Raw genomic sequence first — 17,163 nt, 5'->3', positions numbered from 1 at the left:
CGGGTCACGGTGTGGTTGCGGCGCCGAACTGGGTGGCCGCGTGCCGGGCCGCGGCATCCGGATAGATGCCCAGCATGTCGGCGCGCTGTGCCTCGGCCTGGATCGCCGTTTCCAGGGTCTGCGACATGCCCGGGAAATCGCGGGTGGACTTGAACTCGATGAGCAGGTTGTCCGCCCGGTTCTTGTAGGTGGTGGCGAAGCCCTTCATGACCGCGGCGGCGATCATGCCGCCCACCGCGGTGCCGATTCCCGCGGTGGCCACGGCCACGCGCCAGTTCCAGGCACCGTAGGTCTCGAAGGTCTCGCCGATGGTGTCCAGCACGCCGGCGGTGGCGCTGGTGATCTGCGCGGCGGCGGCAACCAGTCCGGCGTCGGCGCTGTCGTCGTTGGCCTCGGCCAGGTCCAGCATGATTTCGAGTTGCTCGACGTAGTTGTGCATGGCCGGGGTGGTCAGGCGCGCGGCCACGGCCACGTTTGCATGCGCATAGATCGCCGGGCCGTAGCTTTCGCCGCAGCGAAGCCGGGTCCAGAGCTGGTCCAGGCCCACCGCGTGCACCTTGTCCTGGTAATGGTCCGCGCCACCGGCCGGCCGACGCGGGGAATGGAAGGCCACCGAAGCACCGGTGTGCAGCGGCGCCGGGTTGAGCGTGTCCGGGATGGCCAGCGCATAGGCCACGTTGCCGGCGATCTCGCCGGACCCGTCCTCGCGCAGGGTATGCACGAAGCCGGCGCTGGTCGGCAGCAGGCTGGCGCTGCGCAGCGCGTCGCACATGTCCAGACCGTTGGTGCGCAGCTGCGGCAGGTCGTCGCAGGTCGGCGAACTGGCCGGCAGGTGGCTGCAGGTGTTCCACAGCCTGATCTGGCTGATCGGCTCGAGGGTGGGCGCGTTGACGATGATCTGCAGCGTCTGGGCCCGGTCTGCCAGCGCCGCCAGGTCCGCATCGGCGGGCATGTCCCAGGTGGCCGCGTCGTGGTCCGGAACGGTCAACACCTCGCCGGCGCGGCGCAGGACGCCATAGCGGATGGCCGATGCGCGCCGGTCCGGCAGGCCCAGGGTCACGTAGGGCAACGCGCCCACGGCCAGTGCGCCGGCGCAGTCCTCGCGTCCGTCGCTGTCGGCGTCCGGGCAGGGCAGGCGCGACTGGATCGCGGCGAAGGCCAGCAGGGCGTCGTCGGCACGTTGCAGCAGGTCGCGCTGGGCGGTGTGGCTGCGGTCGGCCGATTCCATGCCGATCCAGCGCACCAGCAGGATCCCGATGACGCCCAGGATCACCAGCACCACGGTCAGTTCGATCAGCGAGAATCCCGGCTGCCGTGCACGCGGCGCGGGACGCCGCCGGACGTGGGGAGCGGTGTGTGAGGTCATGGGGTCAGCCCCGCGTTGTCGAGGGTGATGGCTTTCTGGTTGGCGTTGGCGTGCAGTGTCTTGACCCGTTCCAGGTAGCGCTCGACGTCGTTGGCGACGTCTTCCGCCAGGTCGATGCCTTCTTCGGCGCTTTTCAGGTCTGCGGTGGCCATTGCCACCTGGTAGGCCGCAAAGCCGATGGACGCCAGGGCCACGATGTTCTCGGCCACGCCCACGCCGATGGCAAAGCCCTCCGGTGGCCAGCCCGCCGCCACCAAAGTGATGGCGATGGCCTCGTCGGCGATGGCCATGGCCAGGCCCACGGCGGCGAAGGCAAGCCCGGTCTGGGCCTGGTCCAGGGTCAGCTGGGCGATCTTCTTGTCGAACTGGCGGAACTGGTTGTTGAAGTCGGTCATGCGCATGGCGCTATAGGACGCCAGCGCGGCCTGGGCGCTGCCCTGCGTGCGTGCCAGCAGGTCCGGGCAGTCCAGGCGCGCGGAAAACTCGCCCGGCCCGGCGGCCGAGGTCAGCACCGCGCTGGTGCCATCGCCAGGCAGGGCCTGCGCGGCCGGGTCCCAGGTTTCGGCGCCACGCGCCAGGTCATGCCCGCGACCGCCGGAGTGCGCCAGGTAGAACGACACCGGCATGCCCAGCCCGGCCATCGGCACGTTGCCGCGCTGGTCCAGCAGCAGGCGCATGCACAGGTCCAGGCCGTTGGCCGAGGTGGACAGCTGGCTGGCGAAATCCGGCGAGACCAGCGGCCGGAACAGGTCGGCCGGAGGCAGTACCAGGTGCGGTTGCACCTGGTAGCGCACGCGCATGCGCGGCGACAGACCCAGGTCCTGGACCGGAAGCCAGCCGGCGCTGGCACCGCTGTCGGCGCGGCCGTCGCCGTTGCTGTCGGCGGCGGGCATCTGCGCATGCGCGCGCGCGAAGCCGAGCAGTGCCTGTTCGGCCTGGGCCAGCTCGCGCTGCTGGCGGTCCTGGTCGATCACCTGGTTGCCCAGTGGCAGCAGGGTGACCAGCAACACCATCAGCAGCGCGGTGATGACCAGCGCCACCGCCAGCTCGACCAGCGACCAGCCGCGCTGGCGGCCGCGCAGCCCGCGCGTGGTCATGGCGTCACCGTCTGGACCGGGCGGGCGCCCACCGAGCCGCGCGAGTCGGCGCGTTCCAGGGCCGGCTCGGCGCCGAAACCAATGGGACTGGAGATGGCGCCATCAGGGCCTACTTCGCCCTGGTTGCGCAGGTTGTCGTACTCCTCCTTGAGCTTGTCGAACTGCTCGCGCAGGCCGATGTAGGTCTTCTCGGCCTCCACGGTGGCATCCTTGGCCCGGTCCCAGTCCTCGTAGGCGCGGTTGTAGGGGTAACGCTGGCAGTAGATGCCGTGGTAGCGGGCGTTGCCCCAGTTGCCTCCAAACCAGGTGTTGTTGAAGAAGTTGCAGGTGTCCTTGGGCCAGATCTCCAGGTTGCCGGTTACCAGCAGGCGCGGAATCGATGAGCTATAGGGCTCGCCGTGGCGCGTCGCGCCGTTGAAGTACGGCTCGAACGCGTAGTAGGGCAGGCGCCGGGTATGGGCGCAGAAGGTCTGGACATCGTCGATGGTGCAGCTCAGCCAATAGACCTCCGTGTTGCGGTTGTCGTCGCGCGAATCCAGCCAGTCGTAGCGGATGGGGTTGCCGTCCGAGTCCTTGATGACTTCGATCGCGTGGTAGAACCATCCGTCGGGATAGGTCATCCAGGGCGCTAGGGCGCTGTTGTAAGCCGTGGCGGTGGCGCTGCGGTCATTGGCCGCGCTCTGCTTCTCGGCCTTCGTGTTGTCCAGGCGTTCCTTCATCCGCACCCGGCAGTTGGCCAGCGGATCGGTGTCCATCTGGGTGATGCGGTGGCCGTTCTGGTCCACCTCACCGGTACCCCTGCGGCAGGTGTCGATGTAGGTGACACCCTCCCTGGCGCTCTCGCACTTTTCCAGGTTGATCCGGTCCCCTTGGGGCATGGCGCAGAACTTGTTCCGCTCCTTCACCATTCCGGCGAAGATCGACTCGACGTCGGCAGTGCCCACGAACCACTGGTTCCAGTTCTTCTGCAGCTCCTCAACTTCCCGATCGATCTCGCCGACCCGGCGGTTGTTCTCGGCCCAGCGCTCAGCAAGCTTGCGCTTGGCGATGGCATCGCGCACCGCAAGGTCCCAGTTGAAGACGGTTTCTTCCTTGCGGTCATGGGTGCCCAGCAGGGTGGTCACTTCCTTCCCGTCGACGGTCTCGGTCTTGGAGCCGACATACTTGCAGTTGCTTCCGTCCGGAACGTACTCGCCCTTGTCGTCCTGCGCGGCTACGCACGTAACCTTGATCGTCTGGTACCGCTTGTCATGCAAGTCCCAGGACAGTCCTTCGCTGATGCGTCCCGCGATCCTGGTGGACTTGGGTGCGTCGGAATGCTCACCACTCCACGGCTCGATCCTGTTGATCAGCAGCACGTCGGAGTGTTCCTGCAGCGCCTCCCACTGGGCCTTGGCCTGGTCGCGCTTGTCGTCCAGGCCCGGCGGGTTGTCGTCGACCACGTAGATGTACTCGTACAGCGGCTTGCCGTTGGTGTCGAACAGCTGTCTGCCGTCCTCGTCACGCTGCGGGATCGGGAACCCGTTTCCGTCGCGCTTGAGCACCGGCTCGCCGTCCGGGCCGATCTGGACCGTGCTTTTCGCGTTGCACGGGTTGTAGCCCAGGTCGGGTGGATCGCCGCCGTACAGGGTGCAGGCCAGTTCGTCGATGGCCGACTTCAGGTCCTTGGGCTTGGGTGCGGCGGCCTTCTTGGCGCGGTCGCGCGCGTCGATGGTCTTGGCCAGCGCCATCGCCGTGGGTACCAGGACGCCGACGTTGACGCCCAGCGCCCCCGCGTTGGTGACTACCGAGCCGATCGACAGGCCCAATGCGGTGGCCTTGAGCGGCACTTCCCAGCAGGTGGCGCCAAGCGAGGCGATGCAGGTGGCCACCGCGCGCACCAGGCTGGTGGCGGCGGTGACCATGGTGGACACGCCGTCGGTGATCTGGCCGGCCGACAGCAGCACCGCGGCGATCGAGGCGGCCTGGGCGAAGCCGGCATCGAGCACCGCGGCCTCGGTGTTGCCCACGTTGTTCTCCTGCAGGTCGCCCAGGCTGTCGTGCACGGTCACGGCGGCGGCAAGGATGTCCATGGCCGCCAGCGAGATGTCGTAGGGGGAGGTGTCCACCGCGGCCGTCGCCGCCATTGCGAAGGGTGCAGGTGGCGTGGCCGCGGCGGTGGCGGTTGCCGTGCTGCTGCGCTGCATCCGGCAGCCGAGCATCTGCCCCACGCCATCGAAGGTGCGGATCCGCACCCGGTCGTCGTAGCCCGAATCCCACTCGCGCCACGGCGCATCCAGGGTAACGCTGCCGGTGGCGCTGTTGCTGCCGTCCAGGCGTGCGCCATCGCCCGCGGTCGGGCCGGCCGCGGCGATGCCGTAGGCGACATTCAGCGCGGCGCCATCCTGCGACTGCACCCGGGCCAGCGCCGCGTCGGTGGACTCGTCGGCAAGCTGCAGTGAGCGGCACAGGTCCAGGCCGTTGATCGCCGCGAACGGACGGGTGTCGGTCGGCTCCCCGTCCTTGTCGGTGGCGGTCACGATCTCGCGCACGTTTCCGTCCAGGCCCGGCGGCTGGTAGGCGTTGCCGGTGTCGGTCAGGTCGTGGTGGCTGGCGGCGTCGCCGCGGTAGACCATGTACGCCATCGGCCCGATCTGCGGCGCGGTGCCGGAGGCGCCAAGCAGGGTGCGCAGCGGCAACCAGCCCTTGGCATGGCTGCCGCTGCAATCCTCCACGCCGTGCACGGTGCGCGCGGGGCAGGGCAGGCGTGCATTGGCTGCGGCAAACGCGGTGATTGCCTCGTCGGCCCAGCGCAGGCTCTGCTCCTGGGTGGTGGCCTGCGCCGGCGCGCGCCTGGATTGCAGCAGCACTGCGCTGGCGGCCAGGGTGGTGGCCACCAGCAACAGGATCAGCATCACCTGGATCAGGCCGATGCCGGCCGCGTGCCGCGGTGCGCGGCGGAAGGTCGGGGCGGCGATGCGCATGGAAGGTTGCGGCATGCTCATGTCGGAAGTCCTGTTCGGGCGCCGGCGGTGCCGGTCGGGCTCCTTACTGGTTCATCTTCAGGTAGGCGACCAGGGTCGGGGACTGGTCGTCCGGGTCGTTGAGGCCGCCGCCGGTGTTCTGGATTTCGGTGAGGCTCCACGCATAGGTCTGCGGCGGGTCGCCGATGGCGGTGACGTTCTGGTACTGGAGGCTGCCCGGGGTGGCTTCGCGCATGCGCCCGAAGCGCGCGTCGATGCGGCCATCGATGCGGGTATCAAGCTGGTTGGCCAGCTCCGGCGTCAGCCCTTCCAGGCGCATCACGTTGCGCACGCGCGGCACGTAGGCGTTGCCGGTGGACGGTTCGGCCCAGTCGGTGACGGTGAGGAAGCACACCCGGATTTCCTGCGGGATGCCGCGGCTGTCCTGGTACACGTAACGCGACTCCAGGCCCTCGGCGCGTCCGGCCGGCAGGGTGACGCCGCGCTCGAGCATGGCGTCGCGCAGTTCGCGGGAGCCGCCCTGGTCGCACAGCGGGTCGCCATTGCCGTTGATCCTGCCGGTGGGGTTGCCCAGGTCGTCGCCGGGCACCGCGCCGGTCTGCGCCACGTAACGGTCGTAGGCGATGATCCAGCCCTGCACGAACTCGCTGCCGATGCGCTCGGCCACGGCGCTGCGGTAGACGTCGCGGCCGACGCTCACCGCGCCGATGATCAGCGCGATCACCACCAGCACCACCGACATCTCCAGGATGGTGAAGCCGCCGCAGCGGCGCGGGCTAATGCGGGAATCCATCGTGTCTGTCTCCATCAGAACTGGGGCCCGGTGATGGCCTGCTGCACCAGGTCGTACACCGGCAGCAGCAGGGCCACGATCAGGAACACGAACATGCCGCCGGCCAGCAGCACCACCACCGGCTTGATGATCTCCGACAGGTTGGTGATCAGCCGCTGCAGGCGCAGGCTGTACTCGGCCGACAGGCGGGCGAACTGCGAATCCAGGGTGCCGGTTTCCTCGCCCACGCCGATCATGCGCACCATCATCGAGGGGAACCCGCCGACCTGGCGCATCGCCGCCGACACCCGGTCGCCGCGCTCCATCACCTGGCGCATGGCGATGATCCGGTCGCGGTAGTACTCGTCCTGCATCGCCCGCTCCATCACCTGCAGGCTGCTGACCATGTCCACGCCGGACTTGATCAGCAGCGACATGTACTCGGTGAAGAACGCCAGGCCCGAGGAAAACATGATGGTCTTGGCGATCGGCAGCTTGTGCAGGGTGTAGTGGATGGCGCGCCGGAACGAGCGGCTGTAGCGCCAGCTCACCCAGGCCACGAACGCGGCCACCACCAGGCCCATCAGGATCAGCCCGATGTGCGCGATCAGCCATTCGGCGCCGGCCATGACCGCGATGGTCAGCGGCGGCAGCTTGGCGTTCATCTGCTTGAACAGGTCGGCCAGGTTCGGGATCACGTAATAGATCCAGAAGCCACCGGCGGCGAAGATTGCCGAGAACACGAATGCCGGGTAGATCAGGGCCTGGCGGGTGTCGGCGGTCATCTTCGAGATGCGCTCGATGTGGTCGGCCGCTTCGCCCAGCATCTCGTCCATGGTGCCGGTTTCGTCGCCGATCATCACCAGGTTGCGCACGGTTTCCGGGAACGCGTCCGGGTAGCGCGAGAACGCATCGCTGAGCGAGGCGCCGGCGTCCAGTTCCTCCAGCAGGCGCCGGGCCAGGCGCGCGGCGTTGGAGGCGCGGCCGCCACCGACCTCGTTGGCCACCGCGCGCAATGCCTCCAGCACCGGGATGCCGGCGCTGGTCATCACCGCCAGGTCGCGCAGCATGCCGGACAGTTCGGCCGGGCGGATGTTGGGCTTGATCAGGTGCGAGAGCGAGCGCTGGGTTTCGGCCAGCCAGCCCGGCAGCCGGTACAGGTGCAGCACTACCGCGTCGAAGTTCTTCTCCAGCCACATCCGCGCCGAGGCATCGCGCTCGACCGAGAGCTGGGCGATGCCGGCGCGCACGCGGCCGCTGGAGAGCAGCAGGCGGTAGTAGTAGACGTTCATGGCGTCGGCCCCACGCCGACCACGCGCAACACTTCTTCGGAGGTGGTCTGGCCGGAGATCACCCGGTTGCGGGCCACCTGCTCGATGCCGCGGAAGCCGGCGTTCTGGGCCAGGTTGCGCAGTGCCTCGCGGCCGGCGTCGTCGGCGATGCCGTTGGCCAGGGCGTCGTCCACCAGCATGATGTCGTACACCGGCAGGCGGCCGTAGTAGCCGCTGTCGCGGCAGCGCTCGCAGCCCTTGCCGCGGCGGCCGCAGGTGCCCGGCGGCAGTTCCAGCCAGCGCAGTTCCGGCTCGGTGAACGGCACTTCCTCGCTGCAGAACGGGCAGTTCTGCCGGACCAGGCGCTGGTTGACCACCGCCAGCAGGTTGTCGGCGATCATCTGCGCCTCCAGCCCCAGCGGACGCAGGCGCGGGACCACGCCGAACACGGTGGTCACGTGCAGGGTGGACAGCACCAGGTGGCCGGTGGCCGCCGCTTCCAGCGCGGCCTGTGCGGTCTCGGCATCGCGCATTTCGCCCAGCAGGATCACGTCCGGGTCATGGCGCAGGAAGTGGCGCAGGGCCGAGCCGAACTCGTAGCCGGCGCGGCGGTTGACCTCGGTCTGGCCGGCGCCGGGCACCCGGTACTCGATCGGGTCCTCCACCGTCAGCACGTTGCGCTCGATCAGCGATTGCATGCGCAGCGCGGCGTGCAGCGAGGAGCTCTTGCCCGAGCCGGTGGGGCCGGTGATCAGGATCAGCCCGGCCGGGCGCGCGAACAGGCGTTCCAGCGCGGCCACGTCCTCCTCGAAGAAGCCCAGTTCCTTGAGCCCGTCCAGGTCGCTGTGCTCGGGCAGCAGGCGCATCACCATGCGCTCGCCGGCGTCGGTGATGATGGTGGAGATGCGCACCGTCAGCGCCGAGTCCAGCACCGTGGCGCGGAAGCTGCCGTCCTGCGGGCGGCGCTGCTCGGAGATGTCCATTTCCGCGGCCAGCTTGATGTAGCCCAGCAGGCGCGACAGGGTCGGCGGCATGGCGAACATCGGCCGCAGCACGCCGTCCACGCGGAACAGCACGTGCAGGCTGTTGTCCGACGGCGAGATGTGGATGTCGGTGGTGCGCTCGCGCACCGCGTAGTGCAGCAGGTAATCGAGCAGGCGCTCGGGGCTGTAAGCGTGGTCGCTGTCCGAGGACAGGCGCTTGATCTCGCGCCCCAGCAGGCTCTCGACCGGGTTCTGGGCAAAGTAGTACGTATGCCGGATCAGCCGCGCGACCTTGCCGTACTCGCCCTGCAGGAAGCGGCAACGCAGGCCGCAGCGCTGCAGCACCAGCTGCGCCACGGCCGCTGCGTCGGCATCGCCCAGCAGCACCTCCAGCGCGTCGTCGGCACGGCGCAGCGGCAGGAACTGGTGGCGCTGGCACAGTTCGCGGTTGAACAGCGCCAGCACCTGCGGCTCGGACGTGTGCAGGGTGTCCACCTGCACGTACTCGATGCTTTGCAGCTCGGCCTGGGTGCGGACGATGTCCGACTCGTTGGCCAGGCCGTGCTGGATCAGCAGCCGGCCGAAGCTCTGTTGTTCGACCTGGTTCTTCTGCCGCGCATAGAGCAACTGCGCCGAATCGAGCAGCCCGCGTTCGTGCAGCAGTTCGCCCAGGCGCGACTGCTCGCGGCCGGGCGTTGCGGGGGCAGGGCGTTCGGCCCGTGGATCAACCGTGGCCATGGTGCATGGATTCCGTGGGGATGGATGGTATGGATGGGGCGGCCGGTAGCGCATCGGCCAGGCGTGCGTCGAGCAGGAACAGGGTGGCCGGGTCGGGCGCGCCGGTGGCGGGCAGGTTGTTGCCGGCCTGGAAGCGCGCCAGCGCCTGGCGCGTGCGCGGGCCGTACAGGCCGTCCAGTGCGCCGTCGTAGTGGCCGTCGGCGTGCAGCAGCGCCTGCACTTCGCGCACGCGGTCGTTGGCGCTGGCCGACACGAAGTGTTCGGCGCGCAGGGTCACCGGCCAGGCGGCGGTCCAGCCACCGGCCTCGCGCCGCAGGCACACGTCCGTGCGCCCGGCCAGGCGCTGCGCCCAGGCATCGCTGACCGGTTGCAGGTGCGCCTGGCCGCGTGCGAAACGCTGCAGGCAGCCCTGCCAGGCACTGTCGAACCCGGCCATGGCCGGCACCGGCGCGGGTGTGTCGGGTGCGGCGGTGGTCACCGCCGCGGTGGCCTCGGCGCGCGACTCGCCGCCGCGCAATCCCAGCCCGGCCAGCACCAGGCAGGCGGCCACGCCCACCGACGCGGCGGTGGCCAGTGCCGGCGGGCGTCGCCGCCGCCGTGCGGGCAGCGCGCCGGACTGGCCGGCTGCGGTGCGCACCAGGTGCGCATCCACCTGGCGCCGGCCGTCCGGCTGGGTGTACAGGCCGTACAGGCAGCGGTCCATGATCAGGTGGATGCGGCGCGGGTTGCCGCCACTGGCCCGGTGCAGCGCAGCGACCGCATCGGGCTGCATGACGATGCCGTCGCCGGCACCGGCTGCGGCCAGGCGGAAATCGACATAGGCGCCGGTCTGCGATGCGTCCATCGGTTCCAGCCGCACGTGCTTGCAGATGCGGCTGGTGAGCTGGCGGATGCGCGGCTGCTCCAGGTTGTCGCGCAGTTCCGGCTGCCCGGCCAGGACGATCTGCAGCAGCTTCTCCTGGCCGGTTTCCAGGCCGGTCAGCAGGCGCAGCAGTTCCAGGCTTTCCAGGGTCAGGTTCTGCGCATCGTCGATCACCAGCACGCAGGAGCTCTGCTTGTTCCAGCGTTCGACCAGGAAGCGGTTGAGCCGCTCGATGTCGGCGGCCGGGTTGTCCTGCGGCTTGAGCCCGAAGTCGCGCAGCACCGCGGCCAGCAGGTCGGCGCCCTGCAGGAAGGTGTTGAACACCAGCGACACCGCCACGCCTTCGCTTTCCAGTGCATGCAGCAGGCGGCGCAGGAAGGTGCTCTTGCCGGTGCCCACCTCGCCGGTCAGCAGGACGAAGCCGGCGCGCGTGTTGAGTGCGTGGGTGGCCTCCACCAGCTCGCGTTCCAGCAGCGGGGTCAGGAAGTAGGCGGCCGCGTCCGGCGTGGGCGGGAACGGCGCGCGCTCCAGCCCCAGCGTTTGCAGGTGACGGGCCAGGGCCGGATTCATGGGTGTGCGGCCTCCAGCTCGGCCAGCGCACGCAGCACCTGCGGCGAGCGCGCGTTGCGCGAGGCCAGGCGGTCCAGCCGCGCGCGTGCCTGGTCCACGTCGCCGCGGCGCGCGTCCAGCAGGGCCAGGTTGATGCTGGCGTGCTCGTCGTCGGGCACGCGGTCGAGGATGGCGCGGTACAGGCGCCGGGCCTCGGCCAGGTCGCTGTGGCCGTGCGCGGCCCAGGCGCGGGCGCGCAGCAGGGTCAGGCTCTGCGCCGGCAGCAGCGCTTCCAGGCGGGCGATCGCCGCGCCGGTGGCCGCTGCGTCGGCATCGCCGACCGCCGCGTGCAATGCGCCCATCGCTTCGCGCACCTTGGCCGCGTCGGCATCCACGGCGTCCACGCCACCACGCTGCGGTGTGGATGTGTCCCTGACCGAGACCTCGATCTTCGAGGCCACGACCTGGATGTCGCGATTGGCCGTGGATGCGGGCGGCGGTGCCGTGGCGACGGCAGCGGGTGGCGGCGTGGCGGTAGCCGCCGGCGGTGCAATGACGGGTGCGGAAATGGCGGCCGTCGGTGCGGGATCGGTGGTCAGCGCCAGCGCGGTTGTGGCGGCGGGCGTGGATAGGGTGGCGGGATCTGGTTGGCCACCGCGGTCGCCGGCAAGGCCGGCTCCTACAGGTGGGGCGGTGGGCGTCTGCACTGGCGTGGTCTGGCGCGCCAGCAGGAAGCCCAGCGGGCCGGCGACCAGTACGCCGGCCACCAGCCACGGCAGCGGGCGACGCCACCAGCCCGAAGGCGGGTGCCGCTGCGACGACGCGGGCACGGCGGTGCCGGCACCATCGGGTGCCGACTGCCGCAGCGCGTCGTAGATCAGGCTCATCAGATCACCTTCACCCGCAGGACCAGGACCAGCTCACGGGTTTCGTGGGTCTTGCCGCGCGCGCCGAACAGGCGGCCGATGCCGGGGATATCCGACAGGCCCGGGATGCCCCTGTCGTCGGTGGCGCCCTTCTGGTCGATCAGGCCGCCCAGCATCACCGTGTCGCCATTGCGCAGGTTCAAGGTGGTGGTGATGCCCTTGACGTTGATCACCGGCAGGGTCACCGCGTTGCCGTTGGGGAACGTCTGCAGTGCCAGGCTGCCCGGCACCACCTCGGTCTGCATCGGATGCACCAGCAGTTCCACCGTGCCGTTCTCGTGGATCATCGGTGCCACGCCGATCACCACGCCGGAGAACAGCGAGTCGGTCTGGATGTCGGAGGAGGTGTTGAAGCCGCCGCCGCCGCTGGAGACGTTGGTGGTGGACTTGGTCACGTAGCGGATGTTGGTGCCCACGCTCAGGTAGGCCGGGCTGCCGTTGCGCACCCGCACGCTGGGGTTGGACAGCACCTTGACGTTGCCGAAGGTGCGCAGCACGTTCAACGCGGCCGAGAAGGTGTCGCTGACGTAGCTCAGGCCCGCGGCGCGGCCCAGGCTCGAACCCACGGTCTGGTTGGGAAACACGATCTGCCGGCGCTGCGCGTCGAAGCGGCCATAGCGCTGGTACGGCAGCAGGTTGGGATCACCGGGAAAGCCCAGTTCCGGATCGGCGGGAATCGCGGGCATCGGGGTGATGATCGCCGGGTCGGTCCCGTACAGGCCGGCCACGCGGTTGCGCAGCAGGTTCCAGTCCACGCCGTAGTTGGAGTTGTCGCTGAGCGAGACGTCCAGGATCTGCGCCTCCACCAGCACCTGCCGGCGCATCTTCTTCTTGCTGTGGTCGATCAGGTCTTCCACCGCGCGCATCTGCGAGGGGCGGGCGCGCACGTACAGGGTGCCGCTGCCGGCATCCAGGTTGAACCGCGCAGCCTCCGGCGGCGGCGGGGCGTCCGGGCCGCGCGCCGCGGCGGCGGCGGGCTGGTCGGTGCCCAGGATGGTCTTGAGCGCCGAATCGAGCTGCTTGTACGGGTCGTTGTCCTTGCCCACCGCACCGGTCATGGTCAGGTTGCCGCGCAGCGACTGGCCGCCGCCGCCACCGGCGCTCTGCATGCCTGCGCCGAACACGTCGCCGCCGGTGGACAGGTCCAGGGCGATGCTCGAATCGAGCATGTCCACGTTGAAGATGCGCTCGCTCATCTGCGAGACCACCAGCGCACCACCGCGCACCTCGCCGTTGAGGTCGAACGCTTCGAGGATGTGGTTGTAGACCTCGCGCGCGGTCACGTTGCGCAGGTGCAGGCTGGCGCGCTGGCGCTGTTCCAGCACCCGCGGATCCACGATCAGGTTCATCTTCAGCTCGCCGGCCAGGGCCCACAGCAACTGGCCGACGTCGGCGTCGTACATGCTCAGGCTGACCACGCTGTTCTCCAGCGGGTCGTACACCGGGGCCATCGGTGCCGGCGGTTCCGGTGCCGGTGCATAGCGCTCCAGTTGCTCGCGCACTTCATCGTGGCGGTTGGCCAGGCGCTCTGATTCCTCGACCAGGGCGGTGCCGACGCGCTCGAGCGCCTTGTGTTCGGTCTTGGGCAGCGAGCGCACGCTGCGCGGCGTACTGCAGGAAGCCAGTACCAGGGTGCCGATCGCAATGGCGAGCAGGCGCGGCGCGGTACGGTTCCGGAGTGTGGACGGGTTCAGGCTCATCGGTTCGGACCTTCAGGAAAGGCGGAGGAATGTCATCGGGTGGCGGCGCTGAGCCAGCCGAGCAGGGTGGTGGCGCTTTCGGCTACGACCACGTCGTCATAGACGTCGGTTGCCGGGCGGGCCGGTGCAGCCACGCAGGGGCTGCTGGTGGCAAAGCCGCGGTTGGGGCCGTCGAAACCGGGATGGGCGCCGCCATCGGCATCGCGGTCGGTGGCGGGCGCGGCCACCACGAACGCCGGGTTGACCGGATCGGCACCGGCGCAGGCATCGGTGGACGAGGTGGCGTTGGCGGCGGAGTAATACGGCTGGTCGGTGGATGGCGCGGCCATCGCGGCGGTGGCCAGTGCCCGTGCCAGGCCACCGGTGCCTTCCAGGTCCGGGCCGTCCACCGCGCCATGCAGCGGCGCGACCAGGTCGGCGTTGGTGCCGCGATGCACGCCGTAGCGCAGCCGCTGCGAGCGCACCGGAACCTGCAGGCCCAGGCTTTCGTAGGGCAGCCAGCCCACGCGCAGGTCGCCGGGGCAACTGGCTGCGCCGTTGGCTTCGCGGCCGCGGTCGCCGAAGGTGCTGTTGTCCGGGCACGGCAGCCGCTTGTTGCGCAGCACGAAGGTTCGCAGCGCCTGGCGCGCGGCCTCGGCGTGCGCCTGCGCGGTGTTCTGCTGGCGCGCCTGTTCCATGCCTGCGAAGGCCGACGTCATGGTCAATGCCAGCAGGCCGAGGATGCCGGCCACCACGGCCACTTCGACCAGGGTGAAGCCGGTGTGCCGGGCGGGCACGCCGCACCGGCGCATGTCATGGCCTCCCGCCCGGCGGGGAGGCGGGCACGGCAGCGGTGGGGGTACCCACGTCGTAGCGCAACTGCCCCTGCAGTTGCTGCAACTCGGAGGTGATGGCGAGGATGCGCTGCTGGCGGTCGGCCCCCTGCGGCTGCTGGGTCAGTTCGGCCAGTTCGCGCGCCAGCACCTGGGCACGCTTGGTCACCAGCAGGTTGCTGCGCAGCGCCTCCAGGTTGACCCCGGGCGGTGTCTGGCCGGTGGCCTGCATCGTATCGATCTGGCGCAGCAGTTCGTCGGCGGTGCGCTCGTTGCGCACGGCCTGCTCGCGCAGTGTCGCCACGGTGCGGGCTTGCTCGGCCGCGCTCGGCGCCGGTGCGGAAATGGCCGACAGCGCCCGCGTTGCCGCCGGTGCGCCGGCCTTCTGGCTGCCGCCGCTGCCGCCGCCCAGCCATGGCGGGGTGTCGGTGGGCGTGGTGGCGGCCGGTGCAGCCGGGGTGTGGGCTGTGGTGGCCGCGGCGGCTGCCGGTGCCGCTGCCGATGTCGCCGGTTGCGTGCGCTCGGCGCCGGTGCGCAGCGCAAACACCAGCACCAGGCCGGCGACGATGGCGGCGCCGGCAAGCCAGAGCAGGGACGTGTGCCGGCGCAGGGTCACTGCATGCCCCCGTCACGTTGCGGTGCCAGCGCGTTGCGCACCTGGTAGGTCTGTGCGGTACCGGACGGATCGTCGATGCGCACCCAGTCCGGGCCGATGGCGCGGACCCGGGCGCCGCTGGCCAGGCGCGATCCGGCGCGCACGTGCTCGCCGTTGACGATGGCGCTGCGATGGCCGTCGGTGTTCAGGACCAGGGTCACCATCGGCGTGGTCGGGTCGGCCGAGGCTGGCGCGCCGCCGCGGCCGCTGGTGCCATAGCCGCGTTGCCCCGGGCTGTTGGCGGCATCGACAGCCGGCGTTGCCGGCGCGGGCGCCGGCAGGGCGATCAGCGTCTGCGCCGGGCCGGTGTACGGGATCGCCTGGCGCAGCGAGGAGACCGACTCGGTGACCTGGCGGTTGCGGTTGATCCCGTTGCGCAGTTCGGCCATGGCCGCGGTTTCGTCGGCCTGGTTGCCCAGCCGCAGCACGGCAGGCTTGGCGATCACCATGCTGGCCAGCCAGCCGGCCACTGCCAGCCAGACCGCCAGTGCAAGTGCGGCGGTGTACTTCATCTTCATGGGGTGGCTCCGCTGGCAGTGCCCGGCGCCGGCGCAGGCACGCGCTTGAGCAGGTAGGAGAAGAAGCCACCGGCCGAGCGGCTGGCGCCGGCACCGGCCTGCGGATCCAGCGGGACCGGATCGTAGCCGGCGCGACGCAGGCGCTCGACGAAACCGGCGATCTGCATGCCCGGCATGCCGCGGCCGGGATCGACCACGCCATCCACGCGCAGGGTGGGCTCGCGGATGTCGGGCAGGTTGGCGTCGGCGCGCACGGGGGTACCGGGCGCGACGGGCTGTTCGACCCTTACCCGCAGGATCCGGACCTCGTTGGCGGCCGCCTCGCGGACCTGGGCCAGGCCCGAGACCGGGTCGACACCCTGCTGCAGGGCGCGCGCGCGTTCGACGAACGCCAGCACGGCGGGGAAGTTGTCGGACACGCCCTGGTCGCCGCGGATGGCGTCCACCCGTGCGTCGATCTGGCCGATCTGCTCGTTGAGTTGTTCGGCGCGGTTGTTGGCCTCGTGCGCACTCAGGGTCCAGCGTGTGCCCAGCGCGCCCAGCACCAGGGCGAACACCAGCGAGGCCGCGCTTGCCAGCGGCAAAGCCCATTCGGCCAGATAGGCAGCGCGGCTGGCGCCGGGATTGACCGCGATCGCCGCGCTGGCCGTGGCTTCCATCCACGCCGCGCCGCTGCGGAATTCGTTGCCGCTGGCGTCGAGCACGCGGCGCACCGGCACGGTCGCCACCTGCAGGCCGCTGCGCGCGGAGAAGATCTCGCGCAGGCTGTCGTCCAGCCAGGGCTGGCCTTCGTCCGGGCGGCGCACCAGCACCGGGCACCACTTCACGTCCAGCGGTTCCAGGTTGTCCTCGCCGCGGGCCAGGTCATCGGCAAACTGCTCGGCCAGGGCGCCGGCGGTCATCGCCAGGTCTTCCGGGTCGTCGCTGTAGGCCAGGGAGCTGCGGTAGATCACGTCGTGCTTGAGCATCGCCAGCACGCTGAGCTGGCGCCCGGACTGCAGCACCACCGCCTGGCCCGGCTTGAGCGCGTTGAACAGCAGCGAGGTCGCCGGCACCAGCAGGCAATGGTCGGGCTGGGCCTCGGCCCATGCGTAGGTCTGCTGCCAGGTTTCCAGCGGGACCGCGGTGAACAGGGTCTGGTAGCCGGCGCCGACAGTGCGGGTCTTGTGGATCAGGATCTTGCTTTCGCCGTCGATCAGGCCGTCGGAGCGCAGCCGCTTCTCGATCAGGGCCACCGCGTGCGCGGGGCTGCCCTCCAGCGAGATCACGTCGCTGACGGCGCCTTCGAAATCGGCCACCACCATCGCCGCGCGCTGCAGCCGCGGCCGCGCATCGTTGCGGCTGACGTTGCCGCTGTCGAAGGTCAGCCAGTTGTTTTGCTGCTGGACCAGCAGGAGCAGGCTCATGGTGCGGCCTCGGGCAGGAGGGCCGCACCGCCACCGGTGGCGGCGGTGCGGAACAGCAGGCTGCCGCGCAGGGTCAGCGACAGCGGCGATGGCGCGCGGTCCACGGCATCGGGCGTATCGAACAGGCCTTCGTCCGGGTGGGTGACCGACAGCTCGAATGCTTCGGCACCGAAGATCCGGTCGCTGTCGCGTCCCACCGCGCCCAGCAGCGAGGCGGCTTCCTCGCGGCCCATCTGGCTCTGGCGCAGATTGATCAGGCGCTCGCCCCAGGCATCCGGTTGCAGGCCGTGGGCCTGCGCGGCGGTCACCAGTTGCTTGGCCGATTGCGCGTATTCCACCCGCAGCCGGGCCTCCTGCTCACGCACCTGCGCCTCCGACAGCGCCTGGTTGCGGTTGCCCAGGCGCTGGTAGGCGTCGGCCAGGGACGAACGCGCGCCGAGGAACCACGCCGCGGCCACCACCAGGGCACCCAGGGTGATGGCAAAAAGCGTCAGCGACGTGCGCCGTGACTGGCGCAGGCGCGAGAGCATGGAGGATGGCTTCAT

General features: G+C 70.2%; 14 protein-coding genes. All 14 read right to left on the bottom strand.

Annotation, left to right across the window (positions count from 1 at the left end; genetic code table 11):
* Positions 1-4: 4 nt before the first annotated feature.
* From ACEJ41_RS10950 to ACEJ41_RS10885, 14 genes are read right to left on the bottom strand one after another with little or no spacing between them, the layout of a single operon-like run.
* Positions 5-1,366 carry a type II secretion system protein gene (locus tag ACEJ41_RS10950; protein WP_374012303.1) on the bottom strand — a complete coding sequence of 454 codons (1,362 nt, stop codon included), beginning with the start codon at positions 1,364-1,366 and terminating at the stop codon, positions 5-7.
* Positions 1,363-2,463, bottom strand: coding sequence for a type II secretion system protein (locus ACEJ41_RS10945; protein ID WP_374012302.1), 1,101 nt, complete (start codon positions 2,461-2,463; stop codon positions 1,363-1,365). The genes ACEJ41_RS10950 and ACEJ41_RS10945 overlap by 4 nt, the downstream gene beginning before the upstream one ends.
* Positions 2,460-5,447, bottom strand: coding sequence for a hypothetical protein (locus tag ACEJ41_RS10940; protein WP_374012301.1), 2,988 nt, complete (start codon positions 5,445-5,447; stop codon positions 2,460-2,462). The genes ACEJ41_RS10945 and ACEJ41_RS10940 overlap by 4 nt, the downstream gene beginning before the upstream one ends.
* Before the next feature lie 43 nt (positions 5,448-5,490).
* A complete protein-coding gene (locus ACEJ41_RS10935) occupies positions 5,491-6,219 on the bottom strand; it encodes a type II secretion system protein (protein WP_374012300.1) in 729 nt (242 codons plus the stop codon).
* A gap of 14 nt (positions 6,220-6,233) precedes the next feature.
* Positions 6,234-7,490 carry a type II secretion system F family protein gene (locus ACEJ41_RS10930; protein ID WP_374012299.1) on the bottom strand — a complete coding sequence of 419 codons (1,257 nt, stop codon included), beginning with the start codon at positions 7,488-7,490 and terminating at the stop codon, positions 6,234-6,236.
* Positions 7,487-9,190 carry a GspE/PulE family protein gene (locus ACEJ41_RS10925; RefSeq protein ID WP_374012298.1) on the bottom strand — a complete coding sequence of 568 codons (1,704 nt, stop codon included), beginning with the start codon at positions 9,188-9,190 and terminating at the stop codon, positions 7,487-7,489. Before ACEJ41_RS10925 ends, ACEJ41_RS10930 begins: the two co-directional genes overlap by 4 nt.
* Positions 9,177-10,622, bottom strand: a complete 1,446-nt coding sequence (locus ACEJ41_RS10920) for an AAA family ATPase (RefSeq protein WP_374012297.1) — start codon at positions 10,620-10,622, stop codon at positions 9,177-9,179. The genes ACEJ41_RS10925 and ACEJ41_RS10920 overlap by 14 nt, the downstream gene beginning before the upstream one ends.
* Positions 10,619-11,488: a tetratricopeptide repeat protein gene (locus tag ACEJ41_RS10915; RefSeq protein ID WP_374012296.1), complete on the bottom strand. Its 870-nt coding sequence runs from the start codon at positions 11,486-11,488 to the stop codon at positions 10,619-10,621. Before ACEJ41_RS10915 ends, ACEJ41_RS10920 begins: the two co-directional genes overlap by 4 nt.
* Positions 11,488-13,227, bottom strand: coding sequence for a pilus (MSHA type) biogenesis protein MshL (gene mshL / locus ACEJ41_RS10910; protein ID WP_374012295.1), 1,740 nt, complete (start codon positions 13,225-13,227; stop codon positions 11,488-11,490). Before mshL ends, ACEJ41_RS10915 begins: the two co-directional genes overlap by 1 nt.
* Before the next feature lie 32 nt (positions 13,228-13,259).
* Positions 13,260-14,018 carry a type II secretion system protein gene (locus ACEJ41_RS10905; protein ID WP_374012294.1) on the bottom strand — a complete coding sequence of 253 codons (759 nt, stop codon included), beginning with the start codon at positions 14,016-14,018 and terminating at the stop codon, positions 13,260-13,262.
* 1 nt (position 14,019) lies between these two features.
* Positions 14,020-14,655 carry a hypothetical protein gene (locus ACEJ41_RS10900; protein WP_374012293.1) on the bottom strand — a complete coding sequence of 212 codons (636 nt, stop codon included), beginning with the start codon at positions 14,653-14,655 and terminating at the stop codon, positions 14,020-14,022.
* Positions 14,652-15,212 (bottom strand): hypothetical protein, encoded by a 561-nt coding sequence (locus ACEJ41_RS10895; RefSeq protein WP_374012292.1) that lies wholly within the window; start codon positions 15,210-15,212, stop codon positions 14,652-14,654. The genes ACEJ41_RS10900 and ACEJ41_RS10895 overlap by 4 nt, the downstream gene beginning before the upstream one ends.
* A complete protein-coding gene (locus tag ACEJ41_RS10890) occupies positions 15,209-16,618 on the bottom strand; it encodes a hypothetical protein (protein WP_374012291.1) in 1,410 nt (469 codons plus the stop codon). Before ACEJ41_RS10890 ends, ACEJ41_RS10895 begins: the two co-directional genes overlap by 4 nt.
* Positions 16,615-17,163 (bottom strand): hypothetical protein, encoded by a 549-nt coding sequence (locus ACEJ41_RS10885; RefSeq protein WP_374012290.1) that lies wholly within the window; start codon positions 17,161-17,163, stop codon positions 16,615-16,617. The genes ACEJ41_RS10890 and ACEJ41_RS10885 overlap by 4 nt, the downstream gene beginning before the upstream one ends.

It is taken from the genome of Pseudoxanthomonas koreensis, assembly GCF_041890415.1.
Taxonomy (GTDB): Bacteria; Pseudomonadota; Gammaproteobacteria; order Xanthomonadales; family Xanthomonadaceae; genus Pseudoxanthomonas; species Pseudoxanthomonas koreensis_A.
Note: the sequence above shows the minus strand (reverse complement) of the source record. Positions and strands in the feature narration are given on the sequence as shown.

What these genes read in the sequence shown, in the direction of transcription:
- ACEJ41_RS10935 (WP_374012300.1), bottom strand. Translation starts at nt 6,219, where the DNA reads ATGGATTCCCGCATTAGCCCGCGCCGCTGCGGCGGCTTCACCATCCTG.
- ACEJ41_RS10945 (WP_374012302.1), bottom strand. Translation starts at nt 2,463, where the DNA reads ATGACCACGCGCGGGCTGCGCGGCCGCCAGCGCGGCTGGTCGCTGGTC.
- ACEJ41_RS10950 (WP_374012303.1), bottom strand. Translation starts at nt 1,366, where the DNA reads ATGACCTCACACACCGCTCCCCACGTCCGGCGGCGTCCCGCGCCGCGT.
- ACEJ41_RS10925 (WP_374012298.1), bottom strand. Translation starts at nt 9,190, where the DNA reads ATGGCCACGGTTGATCCACGGGCCGAACGCCCTGCCCCCGCAACGCCC.
- ACEJ41_RS10915 (WP_374012296.1), bottom strand. Translation starts at nt 11,488, where the DNA reads ATGAGCCTGATCTACGACGCGCTGCGGCAGTCGGCACCCGATGGTGCC.
- ACEJ41_RS10890 (WP_374012291.1), bottom strand. Translation starts at nt 16,618, where the DNA reads ATGAGCCTGCTCCTGCTGGTCCAGCAGCAAAACAACTGGCTGACCTTC.
- ACEJ41_RS10895 (WP_374012292.1), bottom strand. Translation starts at nt 15,212, where the DNA reads ATGAAGATGAAGTACACCGCCGCACTTGCACTGGCGGTCTGGCTGGCA.
- ACEJ41_RS10920 (WP_374012297.1), bottom strand. Translation starts at nt 10,622, where the DNA reads ATGAATCCGGCCCTGGCCCGTCACCTGCAAACGCTGGGGCTGGAGCGC.
- ACEJ41_RS10930 (WP_374012299.1), bottom strand. Translation starts at nt 7,490, where the DNA reads ATGAACGTCTACTACTACCGCCTGCTGCTCTCCAGCGGCCGCGTGCGC.
- mshL (WP_374012295.1), bottom strand. Translation starts at nt 13,227, where the DNA reads ATGAGCCTGAACCCGTCCACACTCCGGAACCGTACCGCGCCGCGCCTG.
- ACEJ41_RS10885 (WP_374012290.1), bottom strand. Translation starts at nt 17,163, where the DNA reads ATGAAGCCATCCTCCATGCTCTCGCGCCTGCGCCAGTCACGGCGCACG.
- ACEJ41_RS10940 (WP_374012301.1), bottom strand. Translation starts at nt 5,447, where the DNA reads ATGAGCATGCCGCAACCTTCCATGCGCATCGCCGCCCCGACCTTCCGC.
- ACEJ41_RS10905 (WP_374012294.1), bottom strand. Translation starts at nt 14,018, where the DNA reads ATGCGCCGGTGCGGCGTGCCCGCCCGGCACACCGGCTTCACCCTGGTC.